The sequence below is a fragment of the Streptomyces sp. NPDC041205 genome (genome assembly GCF_055591765.1).
The window spans coordinates 21,396-41,686 of sequence record NZ_JBVIZH010000015.1 but is presented as its reverse complement, the minus strand read 5'-3'; the positions used below and the strand labels follow the sequence as shown (position 1 = coordinate 41,686).

Below are 20,291 nucleotides of genomic sequence, written 5' to 3'. Positions count from 1 at the left end.
TCAAGACCGCAGCGGGCCCCGGGCAGGGGTCCGAGGGGGCGGGGGCCGACCGGGTGCCCTGGACCCCCGACGAACTCACCGCGCGGCTGCGCGCCGTCTCCGCCGCCCGCTACCACGACCGCCACCCCTTCAACGTACGCATGCACGAAGGCACCCTGACCCGCGCCGAGTTGCGCCGCTGGATCGCCAACCGCTTCCACTACCAGCGGCACATCCCCGTCAAGGACGCCCTGATCCTGGCCAAGTTCGACGACCCCGCGCTGCGCCGGGGCTGGTCGCGGCGGATCAGGGACCACGACGGGGAGCGCCCCGGCGAGGGCGGCATCGAGCGGTGGCTGCGGCTCGGCGAGGCCGCGGGCATCGCGCGCGCGGAGCTTCTGGACACCTCCCGGGTACTGCCCGGGGTACGGCTCGCCGTCGACGGATACGTCAACTTCTGCCGCCTGCGGCCCGCGCTCGACGCCGTCGCCGCCTCGCTCACCGAACTGTCCGCACCCGACCTGATGCGCACCCGCATCGCCGCGTTCGAGCGGCACTACCCGTGGATCGACACCGAGGGCCTCACCTACTTCCGGGGCCGGGTCGACCAGGGCGGCAGGGACGGGCAGGAGGCGCTCGGCCTGGTGCGCGCCTGGGCCCGCACCCGCGAGGAGCAGGAGCGGGCGGTGGCGGCGCTCGCCTTCAAGTGCGATGTGCTGTGGTCGCTGCTCGACGCGGTCGACGGGGCTTCCGGCGGGGCGCATGGCGGGGCTTCCGGCGGGTCGGCCAAAGGGTCGCGCGGCGGGGCTTCCGGCGGGGCTTCCGGCGAGGGCGCGGGGGAGGGGGACGGTGATGCGTGAGGCCTTGGTGGAGGGCCGGGTGCCAGTCGCCGACGATCTGGGCGGCGCCGATGTCTCGGGCGCCGCCGGTCCGGCCGCCGGCGGCCCCGACGGCCCCGCGGCCGAGCCCGTGCGCCCCGACTGGCGGCCCGTCCTCGCCCGCTCCGTCGTCCTGCGCCGCGACCGGGTGCGCGGCGCCGACCTGCTCCTGTTGCCCGAGCGCGTCGTGGTCCTGCGGGGCGCGGCCGCGAGCATCGTGGCGCTGTGCGACGGGGAGCGCGATGTGGCCGGAATCGTCGCGGAGCTGGAGCGGCGCCACCCGGGCGCGCCCGTCGGCGCCGAAGTCCCGGTGTTCCTGGGCCGGTTGCGGGAGCAGAGGTGGCTGCGATGAGCCCTGCCCCCGAGCCGCCCTGGGCCCTCCTGGCCGAGCTGACGCACGGCTGCCCGCTCCGCTGCGCCTATTGCTCCAACCCGGTCAAACTGAACAGTCGGTCAGTGGAACTGTCCGGCGACGAGTGGGGCGACGTGCTGCGACAGGCCGCCGACCTGGGCGTCGTCCAGACGCATCTGTCGGGCGGCGAGCCGCTGCTGCGCCGCGATCTGCGCGACATCGTCGCGGCGGCGGACGCGGCGGGCATCCACACCCAGCTCGTCACCAGCGGGGTCGGCCTGCACGAGGCGCGCCTCGCCGGGCTCGTCGACGCGGGCCTGCGCAGCGTCCAGTTGTCCGTGCAGCACGCCGACCCCGCCCGCGCCGACCTCATCGCCGGGGCCCGGGCCACCGGCGCGAAGGAGCGCGCCGCCCGCCTCGTCCGCGAGGCAGGCCTTCCGCTCGGCCTGAACGCCGTCCTGCACCGCGCCAACCTCGACGCCCTCGACGCCCTCGTGGAACTGGGCCTCGCCTGGGGCGCCGACCGGATCGAGCTGGCCAACACGCAGTTCTACGGCTGGGCGCTGCGCAACCGCGACGCGCTGCTCCCCGACCCGGAGCAGGTGGCCCGCGCCCGGGTGACCCTGGAGCGGTGGCGGGTCCGGCTCGGCGGCCGGATGGAGCTGGTGTGGGTCGCGCCCGACTACGTGGACGCCACCGCCAAGCCGTGCATGGGCGGCTGGGGCGCGGTGTCCCTGACCGTCGCACCCGACGGAACGGTGCTGCCCTGTCCGGCCGCGGCGGAGCTGCTCGGCGCGGACGCGCCCAACGTCCGGGAGCGGCCGCTGGACTGGATCTGGCGGGAGTCGCCCGCGTTCACCCGCTACCGCGGCGAGGACTGGATGCGTGAGCCCTGCCGCTCCTGCGAGCTGCGCACCGTCGACTTCGGCGGCTGCCGCTGCCAGGCCCACGCCCTGACCGGCGACGCCGCCCGCACGGACCCCGCCTGCCACCGCTCACCCGACCACGGCGTGGTGCGCGCCCTGGTCGACGCGGCACGCGGGCCCGCACCGGACCACTCCGGCTACGCCTACCGCGAGGGAGGAACCTGATGCGCCGCCCCAGCCCACCCACCTCACCGACACCGGCCCCACCGCGGCCCGCCGCGCCCGCGTCCGCGCCGTCCTGGCCGTCCGGGCCCGGCGTGCCGCCCGCGCGGCCGCACCGCCGGGCGGCCCGCGCCGTCCTGGCCGCGCTCCTCGCCGGGTGCGCCGCCCTCGCCGCGCAGACGGCCCCCGCGGCGGCCGATGCCGCACCCGCCGCCGACCGGGCGCCCACCGCGCGGCCCCAGGGCACGGACTGGTCCGTCGCGATGGTCGAGTCGACCACGACCCGCTTCACGCCCGCCAGCATCGGCGGCTGGTCCTACCCCGTCGGGCTCTACCTCATCGGCCAGTACCAGACGTACCAACGCACCCACGACGAGCGCTACTTGACGTACATCAAGAGCTACGTCGACCGCTTCGTCGACAGTGAGGGGAACATCGGGCAGAAGTTCAACAGCCTCGACAGCATCCAGGCCGGGCGGCTCCTGGTGATCCTGCACCACGAGACCGGCGAGGACCGCTACCGCGTCGCCGCCCGGAAGATCAGGGACCGCCTGAAGACCTACCCGCGCACCGAGGACGGCGGCTTCTGGCACGCCGACACCGCGAGCCGCGCGCACCAACTCTGGTCGGACGGCGTCTACATGGTCACGCCGTTCCTGGTGGAGTACGGCAAGGAGTTCGGCGACGAGACGTACACCGACCGCGAGGCCGTCGAGCAGCTGAACGTGTACGCGCGCCATCTCCAGGCGGACAACGGCCTGTTCCAACACGCCTACGACGAGTCGCGGACCGCGTCCTGGGCCGACAAGGAAACCGGGCGTGCCCCGGAACAGTGGTGCCGGGCGATCGGCTGGTACTCCATGGCCGCCGTGAACGTCCTGGACGCCACTGCGCTCAGCGACCCCGGGCGACCAGAACTGCTGGGCCATGTGCGGAAGTTGGCGGCCGGGATCGCGCGGGCCCAGGACCCGGGGACCGGCCGCTGGTTCCAGGTCGTGAACAAGGGGGCGGAGAGCGGCAACTGGACCGAGACGTCCTGCTCCAGCATGTTCACCTTCGCCCTGTCGCGCGCCGCCGAGAAGGGCTACGTCCCACCGGAGTACCAGGGCGTCGCGCGCCGCGGCCACGCGGGTGTCCTGAAGAAGATCTCACTCGGCTCCGACGGTCTGACCAACCTCACGGACATCTCCATCGGCACCAACGTCGGCGACTACGCCTTCTACATAGCCCGGCCCCGGCAGACCAACGACTTCCACGGCCTCGGGGCATTTCTGATCATGAACGAGCAACTCAGGAAGAAGAGGTGAGCCCCTCATGACCCCCTCCCGCAGAGCCCTGCTCGCGGCGGCGCTCGGCACCGGCGCGGGCGCGGCCGCCACCGCGGCGGGACTCTCACCGGCCGCCGCCGCGCCCACCGCGGACTGGCAGTTGCGCTGGTCGCCGTCCGCCCGTGACGTCGGCCTGCGCGCCTTCGAGACGCTGGAGGACGACCGCGCCGACTCGCACCCGGCCGCGAAACCGCACATCTTCGCCGAGGGCGACAACTTCCGCTTCACCATGCACACCGTCGACCGCGACACCAGCACCGACCGGCAGCGCCACGAGGTCACGGGGCTGCGGAACGGCGACTCCTTCCTGAAGTGGCAGAAGGGCCAGACCTGGCGGGTCACGTACCGCATGTTCCTGCCCAGCACGCTGAAGGCGACGACGAGCTTCACGCACATCATGCAGATGAAGCAGCCCGGCGCGGGCAGCGCGCCGATCGTCGTGCAGTCGCTGCGGCGGGTCGACGGCAAGCAGACCATCGAGCTGAAGATCTTCGATCAGGACATCCTCGTCGGCCGCACCGATCTGGCGCCGCTGCACGACAAGTGGACCGACGTCGACTTCCAGATCAAGATCGGCGACGGGGCGTCGGGGTCCGTGCGCTGGATCCTCAAGAGCGGCGGGGCGACCGTCATCGACAAGTCGAAGTCAGGCGTCGACACCTTCCTCGCCGACCGGGTGCGGCCCAAGTGGGGCATCTACCGCTCCCTCGGGGACAGTTCGGGATCGCTGCAGAACACGTACATGCTCCTGACCGGCATGCGCGGCTACCAACTCGTGTGAATACCGGCTGACTCGCGCGAAGCACCTGAAAGGAATCCCCGTGCGCCGACTCATGGGCCTGGGCGGACTCGCCCTCGCCGCCGTCCTCGGACTGTCCCCCTTGCCCGCGACCGCGAGCACGTCCGCGACCGCGTCTGCCTCCCAGGCCGAGGCCGCTCCCCGAGCCGAGGCCGCCCCTCGTGCCGCGGGCACGATCCACGCCGCACCCTACGAGTACCTGGGCTGGGGCAATCCGCAGAAGCCCACCGACGTGATGGCCGCGACCGGCGTGAAGTGGTTCACGCTGGCGTTCATCCTGTCCGACGGCGGCTGCAACCCGGCCTGGGACGGCAGCAGGCCGCTCAAGGGCGGCTCCGACGAGTCCGCCGTCAAGTCCATTCGCGCGGCCGGCGGCGACATCGTCGTGTCCGTCGGCGGCTGGAGCGGCGCCAAGCTCGGCGAGAAGTGCTCCAGCGCCGGCGCGCTCGCCGCCGCGTACCAAAAGGTCATCGACGCCTACAAGTTGAAGGCGTTCGACGTCGACATCGAGAACACCGAGTTCAACAACCCCACCGTGCGGCAGCGCGTCGTCGACGCGCTGAAGATCGTGGAGCAGAGGAACCCGGGCATCGTCACCTACGTCACCCTCGGCACCACCCCGAACGGCCCCGACGCCACCGGCAGGGACCTCATCCAGCGCGGCGCCCGGGCCGGGCTCGCCGCCGACGCCTGGGTGATCATGCCGTTCGACTTCGACGGCCACAGCGGCACCATGGGCGACGCCTCGGTGAGCGCCCTCGAAGGCCTGAAGAGCACGGTCAAGAGCGCCTACGGCTACAGCGAAACCGACGCCTACCGGCACATCGGCGTCTCGTCCATGAACGGCAAGACGGACGTGGCCGGGGAGACCGTCACCACCGCCGACTTCAAGAAGATCCTCGGCTACGCCCGGCAGCACCACATCGCGCGCTTCGCCTTCTGGTCCGTCAACCGCGACCGGTCCTGCGCGGGCGGCGGCGGAGCGGGCGACTCGTGCAGCGGCATCGGTCAGCAGCCGTATGAGTTCACCAAGATCGTTGCCCAGTACGGAGGCTGATCCTCCGTCAGTCCAGGGCGAAGGTTCGCAACCCCCACGCACACATCCCCACATGGAGGCACTCGTGCACGACAGCAGGAGCAAGGGCCGCCCGGCCCGGAAGGTGGCGCTCGCCGCGACGGCCGCACTGACGGCGGGACTTGTGGCGTACGTCCCGTCGGTGTCGGCCGCCCCGGCCGCGCCCGCCGGTGAGCCCACCGGCGTCAAGACCATCTCCAGCGGCTGGACCATACCCTGGGGCACGTCCTGGCTGCCCGACGGCAAGTCCGCGCTCGTCACCGAACGGGACGACTTCCGGGTCTGGTCGATCTCGGCCGACGGCGCGACGAAGAAGCAGGTCGGCACGGTGCCCGAGTCCCAGACGACGGGCGGCGAGGGCGGCCTCATGGGCGTCGCCGTGGACCCCCAGTGGGCGACGAACCACTACGTGTACGTCATGCACACCTCGTCCGAGGGCAACCGCGTCGCGCGCATGACGTACGACGGCTCCTCCCTCAGCGGCTACACCGTGCTCCTCAAGGGCATCAAGAAGGCCAGGTACCACAACGGCGGCCGCCTCGCCTTCGGCCCCGACGGCTACCTGTACGCCACCACCGGCGATGCCCAGTCCAAGCCGCTCGCGCAGGACAAGGACTCCCTCAACGGCAAGATCCTGCGCATGACCCGGGACGGCAAGCCCGCCCCCGGAAACCCCTTCGGCAACTACGTGTACAGCCTCGGCCACCGCAACCCGCAGGGCATCGCCTTCGATCCGCAGGGCCGCCTGTGGGAGGCCGAGCTGGGCGATGCCACCAGGGACGAGCTGAACCTCATCAAGCCCGGCAAGAACTACGGCTGGCCCACCTGCGAGGGCAACTGCAACGTCTCCGGCATGACCAACCCGAAGAAGACGTGGGGCGTCGCCGAAGCCTCCCCGAGCGGGGTGGCGATCGTCGACGGCGCGGTCTACATGGCGGCCCTCAAGGGTGAGCGCCTGTGGCGCATCCCGATCAACGCCGACAACGAGAACGTCGGCACCGCCAAGGCCTTCTACGTCGGCCAGTACGGCCGCCTGCGCGCGGTGACCACCGTGCCGGGCGCGAAGGCGCTGTGGCTGTCCACGACCAACGCGGACGGCAACGGCGGGCAGCCGGACGGCGCGGACAAGATCTTCCGCGTGACCATCGGCTAGCCGGAGGGACCCCCGGCCGCCCGCACGACCACCGGCCGGGCGGGCGGGTCAGGTGTGGTAGAGCGCCTCGACCTCGTCCGCGTACGCCTGCTCGATGGCCTTGCGCTTGAGCTTCAGCGAGGGCGTGAGCAGGCCGTGCTCCTCGGTGAACTGGTGGGCCAGGATACGGAAGGTGCGGATCGACTCGGCCTGGGAGACCAGGGTGTTGGCGGCGACCACGGCGCGCCGCACCTCGGTCTCCAGGTCGGGGTCGCGGACCAGGTCACCGGGGGGCATCGGGGGTTTGTTGCGCATGGAAAGCCAGTGCTCGACGGCTTCCGCGTCGAGTGTGACGAGGGCGGCGATGTAGGGGCGGTCGTTGCCGACGACGATGCACTGGCCGACCAGCGGGTGGTCGCGGACGCGTTCCTCGAGCTGCGCGGGCGAGACGCTCTTGCCGCCGGAGGTCACCAGGATCTCCTTCTTGCGGCCGGTGATGGTGAGATAGCCGTCGTCGTCGAGGGTGCCCAGGTCACCCGTGGCGAGCCAGCCGTCGTGCAGGGTCGCGTCGGTGGCCTTGGGGTCGTTGAGGTAGCCCTGGAAGACATGGCCGCCGCGCAGCCACACCTCGCCGTCCTCGGCGATGTGCACGGTGGTGCCGGGGATGGCCTGGCCGACCGTGCCGTAGCGGGTGCGCTCGGGCGGGTTGACGGTCGCGGCGGCCGTGGACTCGGTCAGGCCGTACCCCTCGAAGACCTGCACGCCCGCGCCCGCGAAGAACAGGCCGAGGCGCCGGTCCATCGCCGAGCCGCCGGACATCGCGTGCCGCACCCTGCCGCCCATGGCGTCGCGGACCTTGGCGTAGACGAGCTTGTCGAAGACCTGGTGCTGCATGCGCAGCGCCGTCGAAGGACCCGGCCCGGTGCCGAACGCCTTGGCCTCCGTCGCGTCGGCGTACCGCACCGCCGCCTCCACCGCCTTGTCGAACGGGCCCGCCCTGCCCTCCCGGTCGGCCTTGCGGCGGGCCGCGTTGAAGACCTTCTCGAAGATGTACGGCACGGCCAGGATGAACGTCGGCCGGAACGCGGCGAAGTCGGGGATCAGGGCGGCGGCGTTCAGGCTCGGCTGGTGGCCGAACTTGACGCGGGCGCGCACCGCGGCGATCTGCACCATGCGGCCGAAGACGTGCGCGAGCGGCAGGAACAGCAGGGTCGACGGCTCGTCGCCGCGCTTGCCGCGGAACACTGGCTCCCAGCGCTCGATGAGCGTGTCCACCTCGAACATGAAGTTCGCGTGGGTCAGGACGCAGCCCTTGGGGCGGCCCGTGGTGCCGGAGGTGTAGATCACGGTGGCCACGGAGTCCGGCGTGACCGCGCGGCGGTGGCGGTGCACCACCTCGTCGTCCAGGTCCCGCCCGGCCTCGGAGAGTTCGCGTACCGCGTCGCCGTCGAGTTGCCACAGGCGGCGCAGTTGGGGCAGCCGGTCGACGACCGAGCCGATGGTCATGGCGTGGTCCTCGTGCTCGACCATCGCCGCCGACACCTGCGCGTCGTGCAGCATCCAGAAGACCTGCTCGGCCGACGACGTCGGATACACGGGGACGACCTGCGCGCCCACGGTCCACAGGGCGAAGTCGAACAGCGTCCACTCGTAGCGGGTGCGGCACATGATGGCGACCCGGTCGCCGAACCGCACACCCTGTGCGAGCAGCCCTTTGGCGAGCGCGAGGACCTCGTCGCGGAACTCCGCCGACGTCACGTCCTGCCACACTCCGTCGCGCTTGCGGCCGAGGACGACGCGGACCGGATCCTCAAGGGCATGGTCGAACACGGCGTCGGCAAGGCCGCCCACCCGCGGCGCCGACGCCATGGGAGGGTTCGTGAACTCGCGCAATGGTGCTCCTTGTGGCGCTCCGCACAGCGCCGGTGACGGTACCCCACCCCGATCCCTTCCGGGAGGGGGGCGGGAAGCACCCATAGGTGCACGATCGTCACAGGTCAGCAGGTGAAATGCGGCCACAAGGGTAGGGGCCGGACAGATTACTGACGGCTGAGTAAGTTTCGGTGGCGTAATCTCCACCGAATCTGTACCGGGCGATTACCCCTGGAGTTGCTTCACGGGGGTCGGCTCCGGGGCCGCCGAGGGGGCCTGACCTGCACCGGACGCGGGTTTGGTCCGGACCATCAGGAGCACCGCGAGCCCCGCAGCGACCCCCACCGCACCGGCCGTGAGCGACGCCCCGTTGAGCCCGGCGGCGAAGGCCTCCCGCACGTCGTGCGCGGACACCTGCCCGGCCAGCGCGGACGCCCCGCCCCCGGCGGCCGTGTGCGCCGCGTCCTGCCCGATCGAGTCCTGCATCCGGGAGGTGAGGACCGTGCCGAACACCGCGACGCCGAGCGCGTACCCGAGCTGCCGGAACGTGTTGACGGCGCCGCCCGCCATGCCCGCGTGGCGCGGGGGCACCGCCGCGAGCGCCGCCCCCGCGAGCCCCGGCGCGACCAGGCCCGTGCCGATGCCCGCCAGCGTGAGACCCGGCACCAGGGCCCGCCACGACGACCCGGCGTCGAGCGTCGCCATCGCCAGGCCCCCCGCGCCGATCAGCAGCAGCCCGCCGCCGATGACGTACCGCGCGGGCGCCCCGTGCAGCAGCCTCCCGCCGACGGCCGCCACCACGAACGACGTCGCCGCCAGGGGGAGCAGCACCAGGCTGCCGCGGATCGGGCTCATGCCGAGCACGGTCTGCAGCCAGATCGAGAGGTACGGGATCACGGCGAAGGCCGCCGCGTTGTAGCCGACCGCGCCGATCAGGACGCCGGTGAACGCGGGCTTGCGCAGCAGCCGCAGGTCGATCAGCGGGTGCGCGACGCGGCGTTCGACGGCCGCGAACGCGATCAGCGCGAGCGCCGCGACCGCGAAGGTCACGCCGGTGCGCGCCGACGTCCAGCCCTCGGCGGACGCCCGCACCGCCCCGTACGTCAGCGCCCCCGCGAACAGCGCGAACGTCACGGTGCCCGCCCAGTCCACGCGCCGCGCCGGGGCCCCCGTCGGCTGGGCCGGCCGCGCCGACTCCGGCACCCAGCGCAGCGTCAGCCACACCGCGGCCACGCTCACCGGCAGGTTCACGAAGAAGATCCACCGCCAGCCGGGCCCCTCCGTGAGCAGCCCGCCGAAGATCGGTCCGAGCGCGGCGGCACCCCCGCTGACCGCACCCCACACGCCGAGCGCCACCGAGCGCCGCTTGCCCTGGTAGGCGGCCCCGAGCAGCGGCAGCGTCGTCGCGAACATCGCCGCCGCGCCGAGCCCCTGCACCGCCCGCGCGGCCACCAGGACCTCCGCGTTCGACGCGAGCCCGCAGCCCAGCGACGCCAGCGCGAACACGACGGTGCCCGCGACCTGTATCCGGCGCCGTCCGAGGACATCGGCGGCGGCGCCGACGCCGAGCAGCAGCGCGGCGAGGGCGAGCGCGTAGCCGTCGATCACCCACTGCAGATCGCTCAGCGACGCGTCGAGCGCCCGCGCCATGTCGGGCAGCGCCACCACCACGATCGTCACGTCCAACAACAGCATGAATGTGCCCAGGCACACCGCGGTCAGCGGCCCCCATGTGCGCATCTTCTTCACTCCTCGTGCAGCGTCCCAAGAATTCGTACGACGACGTACGATCCTTCAGAGCCGCACGATCATGACGGCTGTCGGCCGAATTCCGGCAGGATTCGACACGAGAGGGGTTCGTGCGGATGAAATCCCACACAGTCCACACATCGCGTACGCCCGGCACGTCCCGCACGCCCGGCACGCTCGACGAGCTGGACATGAAGCTCCTGCACGCCCTGGAGACCGACGGGCGCGCGCCCTTCAGCAAGATCGCGGCGGTCCTCGGCGTCTCCGACCAGACCATCGCGCGCCGCTACCGGAAGCTCACCGCCGAAGGCGGCCTGAACGTGGTCGGCGTGCGCAACGCCGAGCGGCTCGGCACGGACTTCTGGATGCTGCGCCTGCGCTGCACGCCCGAGGGCGCGCAGACCATCGCGAACGCGCTCGCCCGCCGCCCCGACACCTCCTGGGTGGCCCTGATGTCGGGCGGCACGGAGGTGACGTGCATGACGCGCCCCCGCAGCCCCGGCGACCACGACGACCTGCTCCTCGGCAAGCTGCCGCGTACGCCGCACATCGTGGAGATCCGCGCGTTCCAGCTCCTGCACAGCTTCTTCGGCGGGCCGCGCGGCTGGCTCAGCAAGTTCGCGCCGCTGAGCGAGGCGCAGCTCGCCGCGCTGACCCCGCAGCTCCCGCCCGCCACAGGGGCCCCGGCCCGCATCGCGTCCGGGGACGAGGCGCTGGTGACCGCGCTCGAAGCGGACGGCCGGGCCACGTATCCCGAACTGCAGCGTGCCACCGGCCTCTCGGAGTCGTCCGTGAAGCGCCGCCTGACCGCTCTCCTGGAGTCCCGGGCGCTCTTCGTCGACGTCGAGTACACGCCCGAGTTGCTCGGGTACCACGTGGCCGCGTCCCTGTGGATCACCGCCGCCCCGGCCGCCCTGCACTCCGTGGGCGAAGCGCTCGCGTCCCACTACGAGATCGCCTTCGCCTCGGCCACCGCGGGGCCCTCGAACCTGCTCGCCACGGTCGTCGCCCGCGACACCGCGGGGCTGTACGCCTACATCAGTGGGAAACTCGGGCAGTTGGAGGGCGTCCAGCACGTGGAGACGGCCCCGTTCCTGCGCCGGGTCAAGCAGTTGACGTACCGTCAGGGCCGCTAGTCGCGTCCCCGCTGCAACCTGTCCCCGCCCGCGAGGATCGCCGCCGCCAAGGCCTCCGCCGCGCCCCGCGCCGCCGTCCCCCGCTCGCCGTGCCGCAGCACGAAGTCCACCGCCCCCAGCTCCGGCAGCCCCGCCCGGTCCGGGAGCCGCGCCAGGCCCGGGGGGATCAGACCGCGTGAGTGCGCCATCACGCCGAGCCCCGCGCGGGCCGCGGCCACCAGGCCGTTGAGGCTGCCGCTGGTGCAGGCCACGCGCCAGGGGCGGCCGCTGCGCTCCAGGGCCTCCATGGCGAGGGCGCGGGTGATGCCCGGCGGCGGGTACACGATGAGGGGCACCGGCAGGGCCGGGTCCAGGCGGAACCGGGGCGCTCCGATCCACACCAGGTCGTCGTGCCAGACCAGTTCGCCGCGCGGGTCCTCGGGGCGGCGCTTGGCGAGGACCAGGTCGAGCTTGCCCGCGTCGAGGCGCTCGTGCAGCGTGCCGGACAGCTCGACGGTCAGTTCCAGGTCGACCTCCGGATGCCCGCGCCGGAAGGACTCCAGGATGTCGGTGAGCCGGGTCAGGACGAAGTCCTCCGACGCGCCGAAGCGCAGCCGCCCGCCCGGCCGCGCCCCGGTGAAGTACGCGGCCGCCTGCTCGTGCACCTCCAGGATGCGCCGGGCGAAGCCGAGCATCGCCTCACCGGCCTCCGTCGGCTCCACGCTGTGGGTGTCCCGCGTGAACAGCGGCCGCCCCGTCGCGTCCTCCAGGCGCCGCACGTGCTGGCTCACCGTCGACTGGCGCAGGCCGAGGCGGCGCGCGGCCTGCGTGAAGCTCAACGTCTGGGCCACCGCGAGGAACGTACGGAGCTGAACGGGGTCGTACACCCTCCCAGGCTATCGCGGAACGTGATGACAGTCAGAGCGGTGTACGGGATTCCCGATCGCGGCCGGGAGGAGGAGCATGGAGAGGGCACGTACCGCCCCGGAGCCGGAACCAAGATCCTCCGAGCCTCCGAGCAGACCCGAGCGCATGGAGCACTGTGAAACGCCCGTCCTGGCCTTCCTGGATGCCGATCGACCCGTACATCGCGGCTCTCCTGGGCACCGTGGGACTCGCGGCGCTCCTGCCCGCCCGCGGCACGGCCGCCGATGTCGCGTCCGGCGCCTCGACCACCGCCGTCGCGCTGCTCTTCTTCCTGTACGGGGCCCGGCTCTCCACGCGCGAGGCGATGGACGGTCTGCGCCACTGGCGGCTGCACCTCACCGTGCTGCTCTGCACGTTCGCGGTCTTCCCGCTGCTCGGCCTCGCCGCCAAGGGGCTCGTGCCCTACGTCCTGACGCCCGCGCTCTACAGCGGCCTGCTGTTCCTGACGCTCGTGCCCTCGACGATCCAGTCGTCCATCGCCTTCACGTCGATGGCGCGCGGCAACGTCCCCGCGGCGATCTGCGCGGGCTCGTTCTCCTCGCTCGCGGGCATCGTGCTCACACCGCTGCTCGCGGCCGGGCTGCTCGGCCACGGCGCGGTCGGCTTCTCCACGGACTCGCTCCTGAAGATCGTGCTGCAACTCCTGGTGCCGTTCCTCGCGGGGCAGTTCCTGCGCCGGTGGGTCGGAGGGTTCATCGCCCGCAACAAGAAGGTGCTCTCCTTCGTCGACCGGGGCTCGATCCTGCTCGTCGTCTACACCGCGTTCAGCCAGGGCATGGTCGAGGGCATCTGGCACCAGGTCACCCCGGCCCGGCTCGGCGCGCTGCTCGGCGTCGAGGCGGTGCTGCTCGCCGCGATGCTCTCGCTGACCTGGTACGGCGCGAAGAAGCTCGGGTTCGGGCGGGCCGACAGGATCGCGATCCAGTTCGCCGGGTCGAAGAAGTCGCTGGCCGCCGGGCTGCCCATGGCGAGCGTCCTGTTCGGCGCCCAGGCCTCCCTCGCGGTGCTTCCGCTGATGTTGTTCCACCAGATGCAGCTCATGGTCTGCGCGGTGATCGCCAAGCGCCGCTCGCTGGACCCGGAGGCGGTCGCGGACCGGGCCGAGGAGGCGGGCGAGTCAGGGATCGCGAAGGCGGGGGAGTCAGGGCTCGTGAAGGCGGGGGAGCCAGAGCGCGCTCAGGGCGCGGGCGAGGCTCCCGGCGGCCGGGGCGGAACCGGTCCCGTCAGCTCTCCCGCTGGAAGCGCAGCGACACGAACCGCGGCCGGTACAGCTCCACGTTCCGGTTGATGTGGGCCTGCGCGTTCGCCGCCGCCGCGTCCAGCCAGTTGACGTCGTAGCTCACCACGAGCCGCCCGGCGCTGCTCACGGCCGGGTGGGCCTGCGGGTTGTAGGGCGCCGCGGCCGCCGTGTCCGGGGCGCCCGCGCCGCTCCCGCCGCCCGCGCTGTCCTTCGGCAGCGGCGGCGCGAACGCCTTGGCGGGCCCGTGCCAGGGACCGGTGGGGGAGCACGACCAGTACGACGTGACGCTCGTCAGGCCTTCGGCGCCCGCGGCCATGGTGAGCAGGACGTACGTCCCCTGGGTGCGGACCACGGTGAAGGCGCTGCCCACGCCCTTGTGGTCGCCGTTGCCGAGGACCGGGCGCGGCTTGCCCGTGCGGGTCCAGTCCGCGCCGTCCCAGTACTCCCAGGCGCCGGGGTCGGCGAGTGCGCCGTGCCGCACGCGGGCGACGTAGGCGTGCGAGGAGGGGCGGGCGGCGGCCTGCGCGTCGGTGCCGCCGAAGACGTAGGTCCACTCGCCGTCGTCGACGGTCGTCGTGCCGTAGAGGACCCGCTTCTCGGGGTCGGCGACGCCGCGCTGGTCCGAGATCCGCGTGATGTTCTCGACCCGCAGGTCCGGCAGGGACAGCGTGGCGACCTCCGTGGCGGCGGGCACCCCGTAGATCCAGGGGCCCGGGGCGGTCGCGCGGGTCCACAGGAGCACCCGCAGGACGTCCTCGTCGGCGCCCGGCGAGCGCGGCTCGACCTTCGCGGAGACCGGCCAGCGCCACTGCCCCGGCGCCGGATCGGCGAACATCGGGGTCGTGAGCGTACGCTCCAGGGCTCCCGAACGGTCCGTCACCACACCGGAGTTGCGCACCATCGGGGCGCTGGTGTCGCGCCACGCGTGCGGCTGCCCCTGCGGGTTGGGGGGCGCGTGCACCTGCCCGAGGAAGGTGTCGGAGAACAGCCAGAGCACCCGCCCGTCCGGCAGCTTCACCGAGTGCGTGCCGTCGCCGCCCGTCCAGTCGTCGGAGCGGGCGCCGTCGTCGCCGTACGAGGCGAACGCGCGGGTGAGTGCCCGTTCGGGCGTGGACGAGGCGACGGTGGTGGCCGCGCACGCCGGACCGCCCTCCCGGTCGTTCTCACCGTCCGGGAGGGCGGTCAGGAGCAGGGCGGCGCAGGCCAGGGCGAGCAGCAGGACGATCCAGGTCCTGCGCGCGCCCCGGCCGCCCGGGGGTCCGCCCTCGGTGGACGGATCTGCGTACGGCGTCGTGGTGGCGGACACGCCCGGGACGCTAGCTCCCCGGACGCACCCGGTCCATGGGCAGCCAGGTCACGGTGTTCCACGTCACAGCGGAGGACGGTGCCCGGTCGGACCCGAGCCGCGTCACCTCATCGTCGCTCAACGCCCGCTCGAACACGCCCACTTGGTCGATGGCGCCGGTGAAGTGGGCCCGGCTGTCCATGCGCTGGCCGATGTGCACGCCGAACGGCGAGTTGCGGCTGACGCTGCCGGGGACGTCGGGCCGGGAGAGCCGGTTGCCGTCGAGGAACAGGGACAGCTCGCCGTCGCCGCGGCGCAGGGCGATGTGGTGCCATTGGCCGTCGTTGTACGCGCCCTCGGTGCTCAGCGACACGGAGCGGGGCGGGCTGCCGCCGTCGCGGGTGGTGATGAGGCCCGTGACGCGGTTGTTCGCGGGTTCCCCGCGCAGCCACACCTGCGGCTGGCCGGTGCCGACGCCGCCCATCCAGAGCAGCGGCTGCTCCCCCCTCGTCGCCGAGTAGCGGAACCACAGCGAGGCCGTGAAGTCCTGGCTGTGCAGCGGAAGCCGGGAGCTGTACGGCAGCCGCACGGCGTCGTCGACCCCGTCGAAGGCGAGCGCCTGGCCGCCGAACACGCCGTCCGTGGGGCGGGCGCCGCCGAGCACCGCCGCGTCCCGCGCGCCCGGCGCCCAGTCGCTGGTGCGGGGGTCCGGGCCGCGGCGCGGCTTCAGCCACTCCTCGGTGAAGCGGGTGAAGCGGATCTCGTCGCGGGCGTCGACCGCTCCGCCCTCGTACATGAGGCCCACCCGCTCGTCGTCGACGGCCACCATGTCCGAGTAGCCGGACCAGTCGGTGGTGACGACGCTGGAGCGGTCGAAGCTGTCCCAGGTGCGGCCGCCGTCGTAGGAGGAGCGGACCGTCATGGTGCGGCGCCGGTCCGGGTCGCCGGGGGCGGCGAGCAGGAGCCGGCCGCCGAAGCGGAGCGTGGAGCCCTGCACCTGCGGGGTGTACAGGTCGGGGCTGGCCTCGAAGGAGCCGGTGAAGCTCTCGCCGCCGTCGCGGCTGACGACGTGGTCGCGGTGCCCGAGGTCGGTGCCGTCCTGCTCACGCCCGGACACGTAGATCGTGCCGTCCGCGCGCTCCGTGAGGGTCATCTCCGACGGCTTCTGCCGGAACGTGCCGTCGCTCGGGGAGATCGGGTACGAGTCCGTCGCGCCGATCCTCCAGGTGTCGCCGCCGTCGTCGCTGACGACCAGCGAGGCGTGGTTCTCGGTGACCCGGCTGCCGTTCCACGACTCGGCGTTGACGGTCAGGACCAGGCGGCCCTTGTGCCGCCCCCGGCTGAGCTGGATGCCGTGCACAGGGCCGGTGGCGTACCAGGAGTTCCAGGAATCGGGCAGGATCTCGTCGCTCAGGTCACGCGGTTTCGACCAGGTCGCGCCGTCGTCGTCGCTGTACTGCAGATGGGGCGTGCGCTCGCACGGCACCTCGCAGTTCTTGCCGTCCGTGCGGCCCGGGTTGTACGTCTCGGCGAGCAGGATCCGGCCCGTCTCGCGGTCGACGACGGGCGCGGGGTTGCCGTGCGTGTCGCCGCCGCCCTCGTTGATGACCCGCATCGGGCCCCAGGTCCGGCCGCCGTCGTGGCTGCGCTTGAGGACCAGGTCGATGTCACCGGCGTCGCTGCAGTCGTTGACGCGTCCCTCGGCGAAGGCGAGCAGCGTTCCCTTCGTCGTCTTCACGATCGCTGGTATCCGGAAGCACGAGTAGCCGGGGTCCTGGGAAGCCTTGAACAGGACCTGCTGCTCGAACGGGGCCCTCGTCTCGCCCGCGGCCCGGGCCGCGCCGCCGAGCGCGGGCGGCAGCGCGAGGGCGGCGAGCGCGGTGGCGGTCAGCGCGGCGACGGTACGCCGCCTGGGGGACATCAGGAGCTGGGGGAACCGGGGGGACCGGGCGGATCTGAGGCGTACACGGGGTCTCGACGGCATGGTGCGGGCCCTTCATGTCGACCGGACATTCGGACATCCCACGTCCAACGTGCGCGTCACTGAAGCTACTTGGGGGCCTTGGAGCAACACAAGAAGCGTGCGCGTAACGGAATCCCGGCGGGGCGCCGGGCGCGGATGTCGCAAGATTACGGGGTAAGTACGACTTTTCCGGTGTTGACGCGCGACTCGATTGCCGCGTGTGCCGCGGCCGCGTCCGCCAGGTCGAACGCGGCGTGCACGGCGGGCCGCAGCTCACCCGCGTGGAACAGCCGCCACAGGTCCCGGCGCCACTCCTCGTACAGCTCCGGCCGCTCCCGCGCGATGAGTGCCATCTGAAAGCCCGTCACCGACTTGGCCCCGACGAGCAGGTCGTAGGCCGACAGGGTGCCGCCGCCCGAGCTGTACGCCACCAGCCTGCCGTGCGGCGCGAGCGCGGCCACGGCCGGGCCGAGCAGCTCCCCGCCCACGCCGTCCAGGCAGTAGTCGACGGGCTCGCCCCAGTCCGGCGCGTCGTAGCGGACGACGTCGTCGGCGCCGACGACGCGCACGAAGTCGGCCTTCGCGGGATCCGAGACCGCGCCCACGACGCGCCCGGCGCCGCGCAGCTTGGCCAGGCGCACCGCCAGGTGGCCGACGCCGCTCGCCGCCGCCGTGATGAGCGCGGTCTCGCCCGCGGCGGGGCGGGCGGCCTCAAGGGCGCCGCGGGCGACCAGACCGCTGCGGACCAGGGCCACCGCGTCGACCGCGCTCGCGCCGTCGGGGACGGGGGAGGCCATCGCGGTGTGCAGCAGGGCGTAGTCCGCGTAGCCGTGCCCGAAGGCGAGGCCCGTGACCCGGTCACCGGTCGCGAAGCCCGTCACACCGTCGCCCAGGCGGACCACCTCGCCCGCGATCTCGCCGCCGAGCGCGACGGGTTCGGCGGCCTCGCGGACCTTGCGGACGACGGGCAGGGTCACGCCGACGGCCGCGACCCGGACGAGGAGCTCGCCCGGGCCGGGTTCGGGAACCGGTGCCTCCTCGACGAACAGGACCTCGGGGCCGCCTTGCCGCTCGTACCGGACGCGACGCATCCGCACCTCCACGCACTCGTCGGAAATCGTTGGGAGGCCCAACGGTAGTCACAAACTCATGGGGAAGTCCAACGATTCTTGGATAGGCTCACGCCATGCCCGAAACCCAGCCGACCCGCGCGTCGTCCACACCGTCCACGTCGACCGCCGCCGCCACCGTGCCCACCGCCATCCGCACCCTCCCCAGCTGGCTGCTCGGCCGGGCCGCAGCCCGCGGCCGCGGCCTGGTCGCCGAGGCGCTCGCCGCCGAGGGCATGAAGATGTGGCACCACGTCGTGCTCGCCGCCGTGGCCGATCTCGGCCCGGTGGCCCAGGCCGACCTCGGCCGGGGCATCCAGCTCGACCCCAAGGACCTGGTCGGTGTCCTGAACGACCTGCAAGGGGCCGGGCTCGTGGAACGCGCCCCCGACCCCAAGGACCGCCGCAAGAACGCCGTCACCCTCACCACCGACGGGCGCGCCCTGCTCAGCCGCTGCGCCACGGCGGCGCGGACCGCCAACGCCGACCTGCTCGCGCCCCTGTCGGCCGCCGAGCGGGAGGCGTTCCTGGACATGCTGGAGAGGGTCGCGCGGGTCGACGAATGAGCCCGGCGGCCGGGGCTGCGGGGCGCGGGCGGCGCTGGGGCCCGGCCGGCGCGGGGGGTGCTCCCCGCCGGGCCGGGCCGGGACCCCGTCGCCGTGTCGCGGTGGGGGCGCCGGTCAGGTCCGCGTGGCCGCGGTCCGCAGGGTCAGACGGTGCTCGCCCGTGTACACGTTCATGGAGGAGCCGCGCAGGAAACCGACCAGGGTCAGGCCGGTCTCGGCGGCGAGGTCGACGGCGAGCGACGAGGGTGCGGACACCGCCGCGAGCACCGGGATGCCCGCCATCACGGCCTTCTGCGCCAGCTCGAAGGAGGCACGCCCCGACACCATCAGGACGCTGCGGGCGAGCGGCAGGCGGCCGTCCTGGAGCGCCCGCCCCACCAGCTTGTCGACGGCGTTGTGGCGGCCCACGTCCTCGCGTACGTCGACGAGGTCGCCGTCCTCGGTGAACAGCGCCGCCGCGTGCAGCCCCCCGGTCCGGTCGAAGACCCGCTGGGCCGCGCGCAGCCGGTCGGGGAGGCGGGCGAGCAGCTCGGGCGTCAGCCGGACCGGGGGAGCGCCGTGCCCCTCGGGGTCGTCGTCGATCGGCCAGCGGGCGGTGGTGCGGACCGCGTCCAGGCTGGCCTTGCCGCACAGCCCGCACGACGAGGTCGTATAGACATTGCGTTCAAGGGTGATGTCCGGGAGGACGACACCGTCCGCCGTCGACACGTCCACCACGTTGTACGTGTTCGAGCCGTCCGCCGTCGCCCCCGCGCAGTACACGATGTTCCGCAGCTCGTCCGCCGAGCCGAGCACTCCCTCGCTGACGAGGAACCCGGCCGCGAGCGCGAAGTCGTCGCCGGGCGTGCGCATGGTGATCGCGAGCGGCTTGCCGTTGAGGCGTATCTCCAGGGGCTCCTCGGCGACGAGCGTGTCCGGCCGCTCGCTGACCGCGCCGTCGCGGATGCGGATGACGCGGCGGCGTTCCGTGACTCGTCCCATGTCGATCAGTCCCGGTTCTGTACGTGCTGGTAGCCGAAGCGGCCCTTGATGCAGAGGTTGCCGTGGGTCACCGGGCTGTCGTGCGGCGAGGTGACCTTCACGATTGCATTGTCCTGCACGTGCAGGGTGAGGCTGCAGCCGACTCCGCAGTACGCGCACACGGTGGTCGTCCGCGTCTGCGCGGCCTCGTCCCAGGTCCCGGCGGCACGCATGTCGAACTCGCTCTTGAAGCTGAGGGCGCCCGTCGGGTGGCGCGGGCGAGGGCGCTGATCGGGTTGAAGGAGATGTTGCCGAGCAGCTTGATCCAGATGTCGCCGCGCACGTCCGGCTCCACCGGGCACTTCAGGCCGCCCGCGCGCGTCGCCGCGCTGAAGCCGAGACAGCGCGCCGACCGGGTGCGGTCCGGCTCACCGACGGAGAAGCGGGTGCCTTCCAAGTGCCTTACGACGCCCGGCTCGGCGAGCTCCGTCGCCGCGTACGAAGTGGCCTTCAGGCCGAGGAAGACGAAGTCGACGGGGCCGATGCCGGCCGGGTCTGCGGTGGCGTGGACCCGCGCGGTGAAGTCGCCGCGCGGGCTGAGCACGCGTACGCCGTGCTGCCGCATGGCCGCCAAGTGCGGGCCGCGGGCCACGAGATGGACGTCCGCTCCCGCGCGGTGCAGGGCGGCTCCGACGTAGGCGCCGATGGCGCCGGCGCCCAGGCCCGCGACTTTCACGATGGCGCGCTCCGTTCGGTTGAGGGTTCCGACGGACCGGCGGCGCTCTCAGGCCGCGCTGGTCGCACGTGGCCGAGAAGCTGCACACGGTAGATGAAATATTGTCTACAGTATGGAAGTTGGGGCGGCAAGGGGTTG

The 20,291-nt window shown here is 72.8% G+C and carries 17 protein-coding genes and 2 pseudogenes; 10 read left to right on the top strand and 9 right to left on the bottom strand.

Annotation, left to right across the window (positions count from 1 at the left end; translation table 11 throughout):
* The first annotated feature begins 53 nt into the window (after positions 1–53).
* The 7 genes from pqqC to ACZ6BG_RS37280 all read left to right on the top strand — a co-directional run bounded on the left by pqqC (position 54) and on the right by ACZ6BG_RS37280 (position 6,652).
* On the top strand, positions 54–839 hold the full coding sequence (gene pqqC, locus ACZ6BG_RS37310; protein WP_469010545.1) for a pyrroloquinoline-quinone synthase PqqC: 786 nt from the start codon (positions 54–56) through the stop codon (positions 837–839).
* A complete protein-coding gene (pqqD, locus tag ACZ6BG_RS37305; protein ID WP_469010341.1) occupies positions 832–1,209 on the top strand; it encodes a pyrroloquinoline quinone biosynthesis peptide chaperone PqqD in 378 nt (125 codons plus the stop codon). Before pqqC ends, pqqD begins: the two co-directional genes overlap by 8 nt.
* Positions 1,206–2,300, top strand: a complete 1,095-nt coding sequence (pqqE, locus tag ACZ6BG_RS37300) for a pyrroloquinoline quinone biosynthesis protein PqqE (RefSeq protein WP_469010335.1) — start codon at positions 1,206–1,208, stop codon at positions 2,298–2,300. The genes pqqD and pqqE overlap by 4 nt, the downstream gene beginning before the upstream one ends.
* Positions 2,300–3,604 carry a glycoside hydrolase family 88/105 protein gene (locus ACZ6BG_RS37295; RefSeq protein WP_469010331.1) on the top strand — a complete coding sequence of 435 codons (1,305 nt, stop codon included), beginning with the start codon at positions 2,300–2,302 and terminating at the stop codon, positions 3,602–3,604. Before pqqE ends, ACZ6BG_RS37295 begins: the two co-directional genes overlap by 1 nt.
* 7 nt (positions 3,605–3,611) lie before the next feature.
* Positions 3,612–4,406, top strand: coding sequence for a Tat pathway signal sequence domain protein (locus ACZ6BG_RS37290; RefSeq protein WP_469010329.1), 795 nt, complete (start codon positions 3,612–3,614; stop codon positions 4,404–4,406).
* Positions 4,407–4,446: 40 nt separating this feature from the next.
* Entirely contained in the window at positions 4,447–5,481 is a 1,035-nt protein-coding gene (locus ACZ6BG_RS37285) for a chitinase (protein ID WP_469010326.1), read from the top strand.
* Positions 5,482–5,545: 64 nt separating this feature from the next.
* On the top strand, positions 5,546–6,652 hold the full coding sequence (locus tag ACZ6BG_RS37280; RefSeq protein ID WP_469010324.1) for a PQQ-dependent sugar dehydrogenase: 1,107 nt from the start codon (positions 5,546–5,548) through the stop codon (positions 6,650–6,652).
* 48 nt (positions 6,653–6,700) lie between these two features.
* On the opposite strand, the gene ACZ6BG_RS37275 is transcribed toward ACZ6BG_RS37280, so the two are convergent.
* Entirely contained in the window at positions 6,701–8,500 is a 1,800-nt protein-coding gene (locus ACZ6BG_RS37275) for an AMP-dependent synthetase/ligase (protein WP_469010322.1), read from the bottom strand.
* A 228-nt stretch (positions 8,501–8,728) separates the two neighbouring features.
* Positions 8,729–10,243, bottom strand: a complete 1,515-nt coding sequence (locus tag ACZ6BG_RS37270; RefSeq protein ID WP_469010320.1) for an MFS transporter — start codon at positions 10,241–10,243, stop codon at positions 8,729–8,731.
* 125 nt (positions 10,244–10,368) lie between these two features.
* Here ACZ6BG_RS37270 and ACZ6BG_RS37265 point away from each other — a divergent pair, with 125 nt between their 5' ends.
* Entirely contained in the window at positions 10,369–11,388 is a 1,020-nt protein-coding gene (locus tag ACZ6BG_RS37265; RefSeq protein WP_469010317.1) for an Lrp/AsnC family transcriptional regulator, read from the top strand.
* Here the strand turns inward: ACZ6BG_RS37265 and ACZ6BG_RS37260 are convergent.
* Entirely contained in the window at positions 11,385–12,254 is an 870-nt protein-coding gene (locus ACZ6BG_RS37260) for a LysR substrate-binding domain-containing protein (RefSeq protein ID WP_469010313.1), read from the bottom strand. The two genes, ACZ6BG_RS37265 and ACZ6BG_RS37260, sit on opposite strands and share 4 nt — an antisense overlap.
* Positions 12,255–12,436: 182 nt before the next feature.
* Here ACZ6BG_RS37260 and ACZ6BG_RS37255 point away from each other — a divergent pair, with 182 nt between their 5' ends.
* Entirely contained in the window at positions 12,437–13,582 is a 1,146-nt protein-coding gene (locus tag ACZ6BG_RS37255; protein WP_469010310.1) for a bile acid:sodium symporter family protein, read from the top strand.
* On the opposite strand, the gene ACZ6BG_RS37250 is transcribed toward ACZ6BG_RS37255, so the two are convergent.
* The 3 genes from ACZ6BG_RS37250 to ACZ6BG_RS37240 all read right to left on the bottom strand — a co-directional run bounded on the left by ACZ6BG_RS37250 (position 13,518) and on the right by ACZ6BG_RS37240 (position 17,873).
* Positions 13,518–14,840: a DUF4185 domain-containing protein gene (locus tag ACZ6BG_RS37250; protein ID WP_469010306.1), complete on the bottom strand. Its 1,323-nt coding sequence runs from the start codon at positions 14,838–14,840 to the stop codon at positions 13,518–13,520. The genes ACZ6BG_RS37255 and ACZ6BG_RS37250 overlap by 65 nt on opposite strands.
* A gap of 10 nt (positions 14,841–14,850) precedes the next feature.
* Complete coding sequence (locus tag ACZ6BG_RS37245; RefSeq protein WP_469010304.1) at positions 14,851–16,803, bottom strand: exo-alpha-sialidase; 1,953 nt, start codon at positions 16,801–16,803, stop codon at positions 14,851–14,853.
* A gap of 146 nt (positions 16,804–16,949) precedes the next feature.
* Entirely contained in the window at positions 16,950–17,873 is a 924-nt protein-coding gene (locus ACZ6BG_RS37240) for a quinone oxidoreductase family protein (protein WP_469010302.1), read from the bottom strand.
* A gap of 95 nt (positions 17,874–17,968) precedes the next feature.
* On the opposite strand from ACZ6BG_RS37240, the gene ACZ6BG_RS37235 reads away from it, so the two are divergent.
* On the top strand, positions 17,969–18,457 hold the full coding sequence (locus ACZ6BG_RS37235) for a MarR family winged helix-turn-helix transcriptional regulator (protein ID WP_469010300.1): 489 nt from the start codon (positions 17,969–17,971) through the stop codon (positions 18,455–18,457).
* A gap of 114 nt (positions 18,458–18,571) precedes the next feature.
* Here ACZ6BG_RS37235 and fdhD read toward each other — a convergent pair whose 3' ends face one another.
* The 3 genes and pseudogenes from fdhD to ACZ6BG_RS37220 all read right to left on the bottom strand — a co-directional run.
* Complete coding sequence (gene fdhD / locus ACZ6BG_RS37230) at positions 18,572–19,438, bottom strand: formate dehydrogenase accessory sulfurtransferase FdhD (protein ID WP_469010299.1); 867 nt, start codon at positions 19,436–19,438, stop codon at positions 18,572–18,574.
* A 5-nt stretch (positions 19,439–19,443) separates the two neighbouring features.
* A pseudogene (locus ACZ6BG_RS37225) lies at positions 19,444–19,686 on the bottom strand (2Fe-2S iron-sulfur cluster-binding protein); the annotation flags it as partial.
* Positions 19,680–20,153, bottom strand: a pseudogene (locus ACZ6BG_RS37220) (ketopantoate reductase family protein); the annotation flags it as partial. The pseudogenes ACZ6BG_RS37225 and ACZ6BG_RS37220, both read right to left, overlap by 7 nt.
* Between the last annotated feature and the right edge of the window lie 138 nt (positions 20,154–20,291).

Coding starts and splice junctions, on each gene's coding strand:
- pqqD (WP_469010341.1), top strand. CDS start 832: ATGCGTGAGGCCTTGGTGGAGGGCCGGGTGCCAGTCGCCGACGATCTG.
- pqqE (WP_469010335.1), top strand. CDS start 1,206: ATGAGCCCTGCCCCCGAGCCGCCCTGGGCCCTCCTGGCCGAGCTGACG.
- ACZ6BG_RS37295 (WP_469010331.1), top strand. CDS start 2,300: ATGCGCCGCCCCAGCCCACCCACCTCACCGACACCGGCCCCACCGCGG.
- ACZ6BG_RS37290 (WP_469010329.1), top strand. CDS start 3,612: ATGACCCCCTCCCGCAGAGCCCTGCTCGCGGCGGCGCTCGGCACCGGC.
- ACZ6BG_RS37275 (WP_469010322.1), bottom strand. CDS start 8,500: ATGGCGTCGGCGCCGCGGGTGGGCGGCCTTGCCGACGCCGTGTTCGAC.
- ACZ6BG_RS37270 (WP_469010320.1), bottom strand. CDS start 10,243: ATGCGCACATGGGGGCCGCTGACCGCGGTGTGCCTGGGCACATTCATG.
- ACZ6BG_RS37265 (WP_469010317.1), top strand. CDS start 10,369: ATGAAATCCCACACAGTCCACACATCGCGTACGCCCGGCACGTCCCGC.
- ACZ6BG_RS37255 (WP_469010310.1), top strand. CDS start 12,437: ATGCCGATCGACCCGTACATCGCGGCTCTCCTGGGCACCGTGGGACTC.
- ACZ6BG_RS37245 (WP_469010304.1), bottom strand. CDS start 16,803: ATGCCGTCGAGACCCCGTGTACGCCTCAGATCCGCCCGGTCCCCCCGG.
- ACZ6BG_RS37240 (WP_469010302.1), bottom strand. CDS start 17,873: ATGCGTCGCGTCCGGTACGAGCGGCAAGGCGGCCCCGAGGTCCTGTTC.
- ACZ6BG_RS37235 (WP_469010300.1), top strand. CDS start 17,969: ATGCCCGAAACCCAGCCGACCCGCGCGTCGTCCACACCGTCCACGTCG.
- fdhD (WP_469010299.1), bottom strand. CDS start 19,438: ATGGGACGAGTCACGGAACGCCGCCGCGTCATCCGCATCCGCGACGGC.